The 10,211-nt window shown below is 66.0% G+C and carries 8 protein-coding genes; 2 read left to right on the forward strand and 6 right to left on the reverse strand.

The genetic code is table 11. The features are described from left to right. Positions 1-46: 46 nt before the first annotated feature. Complete coding sequence (locus R9J51_RS04920; RefSeq protein WP_218843538.1) at positions 47-511, forward strand: GNAT family N-acetyltransferase; 465 nt, start codon at positions 47-49, stop codon at positions 509-511. Positions 512-639: 128 nt separating this feature from the next. Here the strand turns inward: R9J51_RS04920 and R9J51_RS04925 are convergent, their stop codons facing one another. The 6 genes from R9J51_RS04925 to R9J51_RS04950 all read right to left on the reverse strand — a co-directional run bounded on the left by R9J51_RS04925 (position 640) and on the right by R9J51_RS04950 (position 8,548). Next, positions 640-1,572: an FAD-binding protein gene (locus R9J51_RS04925; RefSeq protein WP_179506016.1), complete on the reverse strand. Its 933-nt coding sequence runs from the start codon at positions 1,570-1,572 to the stop codon at positions 640-642. Further along, complete coding sequence (locus tag R9J51_RS04930) at positions 1,572-2,318, reverse strand: electron transfer flavoprotein subunit beta/FixA family protein (RefSeq protein ID WP_168556115.1); 747 nt, start codon at positions 2,316-2,318, stop codon at positions 1,572-1,574. Before R9J51_RS04930 ends, R9J51_RS04925 begins: the two co-directional genes overlap by 1 nt. Positions 2,319-2,402: 84 nt before the next feature. Further along, a complete protein-coding gene (locus R9J51_RS04935; protein ID WP_179506017.1) occupies positions 2,403-4,424 on the reverse strand; it encodes an acetyl-CoA carboxylase biotin carboxylase subunit in 2,022 nt (673 codons plus the stop codon). Between the two features lie 17 nt (positions 4,425-4,441). Then, the gene (gene scpA, locus R9J51_RS04940; RefSeq protein WP_179506018.1) at positions 4,442-6,580 is read right to left on the reverse strand and encodes a methylmalonyl-CoA mutase; all 2,139 of its coding nucleotides are present in this window, start codon (positions 6,578-6,580) and stop codon (positions 4,442-4,444) included. Beyond that, entirely contained in the window at positions 6,567-7,004 is a 438-nt protein-coding gene (gene mce / locus R9J51_RS04945; protein ID WP_179506019.1) for a methylmalonyl-CoA epimerase, read from the reverse strand. Before mce ends, scpA begins: the two co-directional genes overlap by 14 nt. Positions 7,005-7,021: 17 nt before the next feature. Continuing rightward, complete coding sequence (locus R9J51_RS04950) at positions 7,022-8,548, reverse strand: acyl-CoA carboxylase subunit beta (RefSeq protein WP_169475543.1); 1,527 nt, start codon at positions 8,546-8,548, stop codon at positions 7,022-7,024. Positions 8,549-8,684: 136 nt separating this feature from the next. Here R9J51_RS04950 and R9J51_RS04955 point away from each other — a divergent pair, with 136 nt between their 5' ends. Then, the gene (locus tag R9J51_RS04955; RefSeq protein WP_169475542.1) at positions 8,685-10,094 is read left to right on the forward strand and encodes a helix-turn-helix domain-containing protein; all 1,410 of its coding nucleotides are present in this window, start codon (positions 8,685-8,687) and stop codon (positions 10,092-10,094) included. Positions 10,095-10,211 lie beyond the last annotated feature (117 nt).

The following is a 10,211-nucleotide window of genomic DNA, read 5'->3' on the forward strand; positions in this document are numbered from 1 at the left end:
TGGCGGCGATAGCAGATGCAACCGGTTTGGCCAGATGGAGTGCGCTATGCTTGATGTGACGATACGCGAGGATGACTTGAGCGGCGCGGCGATCCAGGCGCTGGTGGCGCTGCATCTGGGCGGGATGCATGCCCATTCGCCGGCCGACAAGGTCCACGCGCTGCCGCTCGACAAGCTGCGCGCGCCGGGCGTGACGTTCTATTCGGCCTGGGTGGGTGGCGATCTGGCGGGGATGGGCGCGCTCAAAGTGCTGGCGCCCGATCATGGCGAGTTGAAATCGATGCGGGTGGCGCCTGAATGGCTGGGCCGGGGCGTGGGCAAGGCGATGCTGCGGCACCTGCTGGCCCAGGCGCGGGCGCGCGGCATGGCACGGGTGAGCCTGGAAACCGGGCGCGGGCCGGCGTTCGAACCGGCCCTGGCGCTCTATCGCGCGCATGGCTTTGAGCCCTGCGCGGCGTTTGCCGATTACGTGGTGGATGATTTCAGCCAGTGTTTCACGCTGGTTTTGTGAGGGTTGCTTTAGGCTTCCACCACCCCCCGACCCCCTCCTCTAAAGAGGATGGGGAGTATCAAGCAAAAGCCCCCTCCTCTTCAGAGGAGGGGGTTGGGGGTGGTGCGAAGCCTAGCGCCAGGCAGCCCTCACAACTTCCCCACCAGTTCCGGCACGGCGGTGAACAGGTCGGCGACCAGGCCCACGTCGGCCACCTGGAAGATCGGGGCGTCTTCGTCCTTGTTGATGGCGATGATGGTCTTGGAGTCCTTCATCCCCGCCAGGTGCTGGATCGCGCCGGAAATGCCCACCGCGACATAGACTTGCGGCGCCACGATCTTGCCGGTCTGGCCCACCTGGTAATCGTTGGGCACATAGCCCGCGTCCACCGCCGCGCGGCTGGCGCCGATCGCGGCGCCCAGCTTGTCGGCCAAGGGCGTGATCGTCGCGGCAAAGGTTTCCGCGTCCTTGAGCGCGCGGCCACCCGAGACGATGACCTTGGCGCTGGTCAGTTCCGGGCGCTCGCTCTTGGCGATTTCCGAACCGACGAAGCTGGACAGGCCAGCGTCGCCCGCGCCGCTCACCGCTTCGACAGCGGCGCTGCCACCGGTCACGTCCGCCTTGGCAAAGGCGGTGCTGCGCACGGTGATCACCAGCTTGGCATCGCCCGATTCGACCGTGGCGATGGCATTGCCGGCATAGATCGGCCGGGTGAAGGTCTTGGGCCCTTCCACGGAAAGAATGTCCGAGACCTGCGCCACGTCGAGCAGCGCGGCGACGCGCGGCGCGACGTTCTTGCCGGTGGTGGTGGCCGGCGCCACGAAGGCGTCGTAATCGGCCATCAGGGCGGCCACGAGCGGCGCGACGTTCTCGGCCAGGGCATGGGCATAGGCCGCGTCATCGGCCTTGAGCACGGCAGAAACGCCGGCGATCTGCCCCGCCGCAGCGGCCACGGCATCGACGCCTTCGCCCGCCACCAGCGCCACCACGTCGCCAAGCTGGGCTGCGGCGGTCACCGCGCTCAGCGTCGCGTCCTTGATCGCGGCGCCATCGTGCTCGACCCAGAGAAGAACCTTACCCATCACGCGACTCCCAGTTCCTTGAGCTTGGCCACCAGCGCATCGACATCGGCCACTTTCACGCCCGCCGCGCGCACCGGCGGCTCGGCCACTTTCAGCGTCTTGAGGCGCGGCGCCACGTCCACGCCCAGGTCGGCGGCGGTCTTGGTGGCGAGCGGCTTGGACTTGGCCTTCATGATGTTGGGCAGCGAGGCATAGCGCGGCTCGTTCAAACGCAGGTCGGTGGTCACCACCGCGGGCAGCGCCAGCTTGACCGTTTCCAGCCCGCCGTCGATCTCGCGCTTGACGATCAGCTGATCGCCTTCGACCGAAACTTCATTGGCAAACGTGCCCTGCGGCCGGCCGAGCAGCGCGGCGACCATCTGGCCCACCTGGTTCGAATCGTCGTCGATTGCCTGCTTGCCGGTGATGATCAGGCCGGGCTGTTCCTCGCCGGCAATAGCCGCCACGATCTTGGCCACGCCCAGCGGCTCCACGTCTTCGTCGGACTGCACCAGGATCGCCCGGTCCGCGCCCATCGCCAGCGCCGTGCGCAGCGTGTCGGCCGCCTTCGCCGGGCCCACCGACACCGCAACCACTTCCGAAACAACGCCCTTTTCCTTCAGGCGAATCGCTTCTTCCACCGCGATCTCGTCGAACGGGTTCATACTCATCTTCACGTTCGCCAGCTCGACACCCGTCCCATCCGCCTTCACCCGCGGCTTCACGTTGTAGTCGATCACCCGCTTCACGCAGACCAGGGCTTTCATCGCACTCATGCCTTTCCCATCGATTTGGCGGCCGTGTTAATTCACGCTTACGTAAACGTCAACTAGCGTTCCTGCGAGGCCGCTTCACGCCATCTCGAGAATGATGGCATCCACCGCAAGGCTTTCACCCGCCTTGGCGCGCACTGCCTTGACCGTGCCACTCTTTTCCGCGCGGAGGATGTTCTCCATCTTCATCGCTTCGACCACGGCGAGCGGCTGGCCGGCTTCCACCTTGTCACCCTCTGCCACGTGCAGCGCCACCAGCAGGCCGGGCATCGGGCAGATCAGGAAGCGCGAGAGATCGGGCGGCACTTTTTCGATCATGTGCGTGGTATAGGGCGCCAGGCGCGCGGGTAGCACTTGCACCTTGTGGATCGCACCGCGCGTGGTCAGTTGGAAGCCACTGCGCGTGGGCTTGACCTTCACGCCCACTACGTCGCCGTCGACTTCGGCCTCCACCAGCACATCGCCGGGGGTATATTCCATCGCCAAGTCGAGTGGGGTGCCGTCGACGGTCACTTCGTCGCCGGAAAGCGCCACGGCGAACGTCTGCCCTGCCAGGGTGACCGACCATTCCGAGGGCGGGCGCAGGCGCTTGCCCAACTGGCCATCCACCCGGCGCGCACGGTCGGCGCGCGCGGTCGCCAGGAACGCGGCAATGCCGGCCAGCGCGCGTTGCAGATCGGCATCGGCGGGGGCGCCGTGGAAGCCCTCGGGATATTCTTCGGCAATGAAGCCGGTGGTCAGCTCGCCCGAGCGGAAGCGCGGGTGCTGCATGATCGCGCTGAGGAAATCGATGTTGTGGCCCAGGCCCTCGATCTCGAACGCATCGAGCGCGGCGACCTGGCGGTCGGCGGCTTCGTCGCGCGTTTCGCCCCAGGTCACCAGCTTGGTGATCATCGGATCGTAGAACATCGAGACTTCGCCGCCTTCATAGACGCCGTCGTCCACGCGCACGCCGTCCACGCCGCGCCGGGCATTGCCCTGGCCATCGTCGGTCCAGCCGGCCAGCGGCGGGCGATAGCGCACCAGGCGCCCGGTGGAGGGCAGGAAGCCGCGATAGGGATCTTCGGCATAGACGCGGTTCTCGATGGCCCAGCCATGGATGCCGATATCGTCCTGGGTCATTGCCAGCTTTTCCCCGGCGGCCACGCGGATCATCTGTTCGACCAGGTCGATGCCGGTGATCGCTTCGGTCACCGGGTGTTCCACCTGAAGGCGGGTGTTCATTTCCAGGAAGTAGAACGACTGGCCGCTCTTGTCCGCGCCCGAGACGATCAGTTCCACCGTGCCGGCCGAATAATAGCCCACCGCGCGCGCCAGGGCGACGCACTGTTCGCCCATCGCCTTGCGCATTTCGGGCGTAACGAAGGGGGAGGGCGCTTCTTCCACCACCTTTTGATGGCGGCGCTGGATCGAGCATTCGCGCTCGTTGAGGTAGAGGATGTTGCCGTGCTGGTCGCCCAGGATCTGGATTTCGATGTGGCGCGGATTCTCGATGAACTTTTCGATGAACACGCGATCGTCACCGAAGGAATTGAGCCCCTCGCGCTTCACGCTTTCAAAGCCTTCGCGCACGTCCTGTTCGGAGAAGGCGAGGCGCATGCCCTTGCCGCCGCCGCCGGCCGAGGCCTTCATCATCACCGGATAGCCGATTTCGGCCGCGATGCGCACCGCATGGTCGGTATCGTCGATCTCACCGACATAGCCGGGCACGACGTTGACTCCGGCGGCCTTGGCCAGCTTCTTGGATTCGATCTTGTCGCCCATGGCGGCAATCGCGCCCACGGGCGGGCCGATGAACGCGATGTTCTCGGCGGCCAGCGCCTCGGCAAAGCTCGTGCGTTCCGAGAGGAAGCCATAGCCGGGATGGACGGCATCGGCGCCGGTGGCCTTGCACGCGGCGATGATCTTTTCCGGAATCAGGTAGGATTGCGCGGCCGGGGCCGGGCCGATGTGCACGGCTTCGTCGGCCATCTGCACGAACGGCGCGCGGGCATCGGCATCGGAATAGACCGCCACGGTGGCTATGCCCATGCGGCGCGCCGTCTTGATGACGCGGCAGGCAATCTCGCCACGGTTGGCGATGAGGATTTTCTTGAACATCGTGCTCTCCCGTCCCGTCATTCGCCCAGCGGCGGCATGTTGTGGCCCAGCAGGCGCAGCATATCGGCCGCGCATTCCACCACGTTGGAGCCGGGGCCATAGATGCCCTGGACTCCCGCCTCGCGCAGGAAGTCATAGTCTTGCGGCGGGATCACCCCGCCGGCCACCACCTTGATATCGCCCCGTCCGGCCTCGCGCAGGCGCTGGATCAGTTCGGGGATCAGCGTCTTGTGCCCGGCGGCGAGCGAGGACGCGCCGATGGCGTCGACATCGCTGGCCAGCGCCAGCACGCAGGTTTCTTGCGGCGTCTGGAACAAGGGGCCGCTGGTTACGTCGAAACCCATGTCACCGAATGCCGAGGCGATGACATTGGCGCCGCGATCGTGGCCATCCTGGCCCATCTTGGCCACCAGCAGGCGCGGCTTGCGGCCCAGGCGGCGGGTGACGGCTTCGACACCCTCGATCACCTGGGCATAGCGCGCGTCGGCCGCATAGGCCGCGCCATAGATGCCCTTGACCGGGGTGGGGGTGGTGCCGTGGCGGCCGAACACGGCCTCCATCGCATCGGAAATCTCGCCCAGCGTGGCGCGGTGGCGTGCGGCTTCGACCGCCAGGGCGAGGAGGTTGGTGGACAGATCGGGCTTGCTGCCCGCGCTTGCCGCTTCGGTCAGCGCCTTGAGCGCGGCCTGGCAGGCGGCTTCGTCGCGTGTTGCGCGGACTTTGGCGAGGCGGGCAATCTGGCCCGCGCGCACGGCGTGGTTGTCCACTTCCAGCGTTTCGATGCGGTCTTCCTGGCCCAAGCGATACTTGTTGACGCCCACGATCACATCTTCGCCCTTGTCGACACGAGCCTGGCGCGCGGCGGCGGCTTCCTCGATCATCGCCTTGGGCCAGCCGGCGGCGACGGCCTTGGCCATGCCGCCTTCGGCTTCGACGCGTTCGATGATGGCCCAGGCCTGGTCGACCAGCTGCTGGGTGAGTGCCTCGATGTAGTACGACCCGCCCAGCGGATCGACCACGTTGCACATGCCCGTTTCTTCCTGGATCACGATCTGGGTGTTGCGGGCGATGCGCGCGGAAAAGTCGGTCGGCAGGGCGATCGCTTCATCCAGGGCATTGGTGTGGAGCGACTGCGTGCCGCCCAGCATCGCGGCCATTGCCTCGATCGTGGTGCGGATGACGTTGTTGTAGGGGTCCTGCTCTTGCAGCGAGACGCCCGAAGTCTGGCAGTGGGTGCGCAGCATCTTGCTGCGTTCGTCCTGGGCGCCCAGCTGCGTCATGGCGCGGTGCCACAGCACGCGCGCGGCGCGCAGCTTGGCCACTTCCATGAAAAAGTTCATGCCGATGGCGAAGAAGAACGACAGGCGACCGGCGAACTTGTCGATGTCGAGGCCAGAGGCGACGCCGTACTTCACATATTCCATGCCATCGGCAATGGTGAAGGCCAGTTCCTGCACTTGCGTGGCCCCGGCTTCCTGCATGTGATAGCCGGAAATCGAGATCGAATTGAACTTGGGCATCCGCGCCGAGGTGAAGGCGAAGATGTCGGAGATGATCCGCATCGAGGGCTCGGGCGGATAGATATAGGTGTTGCGGACCATGAACTCCTTCAGAATGTCGTTCTGAATGGTTCCGTCCAGCAGATGGGTGGCAACGCCCTGTTCCTCGCCCGCGACGATGAAGAACGCCAGGATCGGGATCACCGCGCCGTTCATCGTCATCGAGACCGACATCTGGTCGAGCGGGATGCCGTCGAACAGGATCTTCATGTCCTCGACGCTGTCGATGGCGACGCCGGCCTTGCCCACGTCGCCCACCACGCGCGGGTGATCGCTGTCATAGCCGCGATGGGTGGCAAGGTCGAAGGCGACCGACAGGCCCTTTTGCCCGGCGGCCAGGTTGCGGCGATAGAAGGCGTTGGATTCCTCGGCGGTGGAGAAGCCGGCATATTGCCGGATCGTCCAGGGGCGGCCGGCATACATGCTGGCGCGCACGCCGCGCGTGAACGGGGCGAAGCCGGGCAGGCCCGGATCGGTCGTCACGTCGTCGGCGGTGTAGAGCGGCTTGACCGCGATGCCTTCGGGCGTGTGCCAGGTGAGGTCCTTGCCCTTCACTTCCTTGGCGGCGAGGGCTTCCCAGTCCTTAATGGTCCCCACGGGGTGTCTCCATGATTTCGGTCAGCTGGCCCAGCATGTCCTTGGGGTGCAGGAAGAAGATCGGCGTGCCGTGCGCGCCGATGCGGGTGGGGCCAAGGATGCGCTTGCCCTGGGCGGTGAACCAATCGCGCGCGGCCTCGATGTCTGCCACTTCATAGCAGAGGTGATGCTGACCGCCGGCCGGGTTCTTGGCCAGGAAGCCGGCGATCGGGCTGGTTTCGCCGAGCGGCTCGATCAGTTCGATCTGGGTGCCGGCGGTCCCATCTGCGCCCGGCGTGTTGACGAACGCCACTTTCACGCCCTGCTCGGGCATGTCGAACGGCGCGGTGATCAGGCTCGCACCCATCACGTCGCGGTAATAAGCGATGGCGTCCCCCATCGAGGGCACGGCCACGCCGACATGGTTCAAACGACCCAGTTTCATGGGTTTGCCTGCCTTCGTTAGAGCGGGATGTTGTCGTGCTTCTTCCACGGGTTCTCGAGGGCCTTGCCGCGCAGCTTGCGCAGGCCCAGCGCGATGCGCCGCCGCGTGGAGTGGGGGTGGATCACCTCGTCGACAAAGCCCTTGGCCGCCGCCACGAAGGGGTTGGCAAAGCGGTCTTCGTATTCCTTGGTCTTGGCGGCGATTTCCTCTGTGCCCAGGCCCCGGAAGATGATCTCCACCGCGCCCTTCGCGCCCATCACCGCGATTTCCGCGGTGGGCCAGGCATAGTTGAAGTCACCGCGCAAATGCTTGGAGGCCATCACGTCATACGCGCCGCCATAGGCCTTGCGCGTGATCACGGTGATCTTGGGCACGGTCGCCTCGCCATAGGCGAACAGCAGCTTGGCGCCGTGCTTGATGATGCCATTGTGCTCTTGCGCGGTGCCGGGCAGGAAGCCGGGCACATCGACGAAGGTGATGATCGGAATGTCGAACGCGTCGCAGAACCGCACGAAGCGCGCGGCCTTCTTGGACGAGTTGATGTCGAGCACGCCGGCCAGCACCAGCGGCTGGTTGGCCACCACGCCCACGGTGCGGCCTTCGATCCGGCCGAAGCCGCAGAGGATGTTGGCGGCGTGGCCAGGCTGGATTTCGAAGAACTCGCCTTCGTCCACCACTTTGGCGATGACTTCGTGCATGTCATAGGGCTGCGCGGCCGACGCCGGGATCAGCGTGTCGAGGCTTTCGTCGAGGCGGTCCCACGGGTCGGACGTGGGCCGCTCGGGCACGCCGGTGCGGTTGGTGAGCGGCAGGTAGTCGAAGAATTCGCGCGCCGTCAGCAGTGCCTCGATATCGTTTTCCAGCGCGAGATCGGCCACCGAGGTCTTGGTCGAGTGCGTCACCGCGCCGCCCAGCTCTTCCTGGGTGACGATCTCGTTGGTTACCGTCTTGACCACATCGGGGCCGGTGACGAACATGTAGCTGGAATCCTTCACCATGAAGATGAAGTCGGTCATAGCCGGGGAATAGACCGCGCCGCCTGCGCAAGGCCCCATGATCAGCGACAGTTGCGGCACCACGCCCGAGGCGAGCACGTTGCGCTGGAAAATCTCGGCATAGCCGCCCAGCGAAGCGACGCCCTCCTGGATGCGCGCGCCGCCTGAATCATTCAGGCCGATCACCGGGGCGCCCACTTTGAGCGCCATGTCCATGATCTTGCAGATCTTCATCGCGTGGCGTTCGGACACGGCGCCGCCGAACACGGTGAAATCCTGGGAAAACACGAAGACCAGGCGGCCATTGATCGTGCCCGATCCGGTGATCACGCCATCGCCGGGAATGCGGTTTTCGGCCATGCCGAAATCGACGCAGTTGTGTTCGACATAGGCGTCGATCTCTTCGAAGCTGTCCTCGTCCAGCAGCACGTCGAGCCGCTCGCGCGCGGTCAGCTTGCCCTTGGCATGCTGCGCATCGATCCGGCGCTGGCCCCCACCCAGGCGCGCGGCGGCGCGGCGGCGTTCCATCTCGGCAATGTTGGCTGACAAGGGGCACCTCTCGCTTTGCAAGTTTGCAGAATTGATCCCGCGATGCCGCAGGGCGGGGGCGCTGTCCAATGTTAATCTGCAAAGTTGCAAAGCCCTACTTTGCAAACACGGGGCCGCGTGATAGCCGATGGCCATCATGGCACGCCGCCCCCTCTTTGCCGGCACTCCTTTGCGCGCGCTGCGCCAGCGCCGTGCCTTGCGCCAGGCCGACATGGCCACGCTGTTGGGCATCAGCGCCAGCTATCTCTCGCAACTGGAAAACGACGAGCGGCCGCTGACCCCGGCACTGACCGACACGCTGATGGCCACGTTCCCGGTGGACTGGGCCGACCTGGCCCCGCCAGCGGCCGACGACCTGGCCGAGGCGCTGCGTGGTGCGCTGGCCGATCCGCATCTTTCGGCCAGCCCGCCGGGCGAGCAGGTGGAGCGCCTGGCCCGCCAGTTTCCCGACCTGGCGCGCCAGGTGGTGCAACTGCACGGGCTTTACACCCAGACTCGCCAGCGGCTGGACATGATGGACGAGACCATCGGCGCCAGCCTGGCGGCGGGCGGCCGCCTGCCATGGGAGGAAGTGCGCGACTGGTTCCACCACGCCAACAACTATGTCGACGTGCTCGATCGCGCGGCAGAGGAGCTGGCAGCGCGGATCGGGCAAGGGGAACCTTCGCCCGACATCGCCCAGATGCAGGCCTGGCTGGCGGGCGAGGGGGTGGCCGTGGTGTGGCGCGGCGGCGGGCCGGTGCGGCGTTATGACAGGCGCGCGCGGGTCCTGACGCTCGATTCCACCCAGCCGCTCGAATCCAGCCGGTTCCAGCTGGCCTATCAGGTCTGCGCGATGGCGCTGGCCGATGCCATTGCCCAGATCGTGGCCGAGGCCCCCTTGCGCAGCGAAGCGGCGCGGCATTTGCTGGCAGTGGGCCTGGGCAACTATGCCGCCGGCGCGCTGACCATGCCCTATACTGCCTTTGCCCAGGCAGCGCGCGCGCTGCGCCACGATGTGGACCGGCTGCGCCAGCCGTTCCACACCAGTTTCGAGCAGGCCTGCCACCGCCTTTCCACGCTGCAACGCCCGCAGGCGCGGGGCATTCCGGTGTTCTTCTGCCGAGTGGACATGGCCGGCAACGTGACCAAGCGCCATTCGGCCACGCGCCTGCAATTCGGCCGCTATGGCGGGGCCTGCCCCTTGTGGATCGTACACGAGGCGGTGGCCATTCCCGACCGTATCCATGTGCAACTCGCCGAAATGCCCGATGGCGTGCGTTATGTCTCGATCGCCAAGGGCCTGGTGAAGCCATCGGGATCGTACTACCGCCCGTCGCGCCGCTATGCCGTGGCGCTCGGGTGCGAGGCGGCGCTGGCCAGCGAGTTCGTCTATGCCGATGGCCTGAATCTGGCCAGCGAGGAAGCGGTGACGCGCATCGGCGCCTCGTGCCGCACCTGCCCGCGCGACACCTGCGACCAGCGCGCCTTTCCGCCCAGCGACCGGGCCATCGCGGTCGATCCGGCGCAGCGCGATCACGTGCCCTATCGCATCGTCACCGGGTAGCGCGATAAGACCGAATCGGTGGCTTGGGTGCGATGGGTTAACGTGGCGCTAGGCATCCTGTGTTGGGATTTTGGCTTCGGTTAAATTCGCATTGTTCGGCAAAACCCTGCAAAACCG

The organism is Novosphingobium rhizosphaerae, from assembly GCF_050920675.1.
Lineage (GTDB): Bacteria > Pseudomonadota > Alphaproteobacteria > Sphingomonadales > Sphingomonadaceae > Novosphingobium > Novosphingobium rhizosphaerae.

What these genes read in the sequence shown, in the direction of transcription:
- R9J51_RS04955 (WP_169475542.1), top strand. Translation starts at nt 8,685, where the DNA reads ATGGCACGCCGCCCCCTCTTTGCCGGCACTCCTTTGCGCGCGCTGCGC.
- mce (WP_179506019.1), bottom strand. Translation starts at nt 7,004, where the DNA reads ATGAAACTGGGTCGTTTGAACCATGTCGGCGTGGCCGTGCCCTCGATG.
- R9J51_RS04930 (WP_168556115.1), bottom strand. Translation starts at nt 2,318, where the DNA reads ATGAAAGCCCTGGTCTGCGTGAAGCGGGTGATCGACTACAACGTGAAG.
- R9J51_RS04925 (WP_179506016.1), bottom strand. Translation starts at nt 1,572, where the DNA reads ATGGGTAAGGTTCTTCTCTGGGTCGAGCACGATGGCGCCGCGATCAAG.
- R9J51_RS04935 (WP_179506017.1), bottom strand. Translation starts at nt 4,424, where the DNA reads ATGTTCAAGAAAATCCTCATCGCCAACCGTGGCGAGATTGCCTGCCGC.
- R9J51_RS04920 (WP_218843538.1), top strand. Translation starts at nt 47, where the DNA reads ATGCTTGATGTGACGATACGCGAGGATGACTTGAGCGGCGCGGCGATC.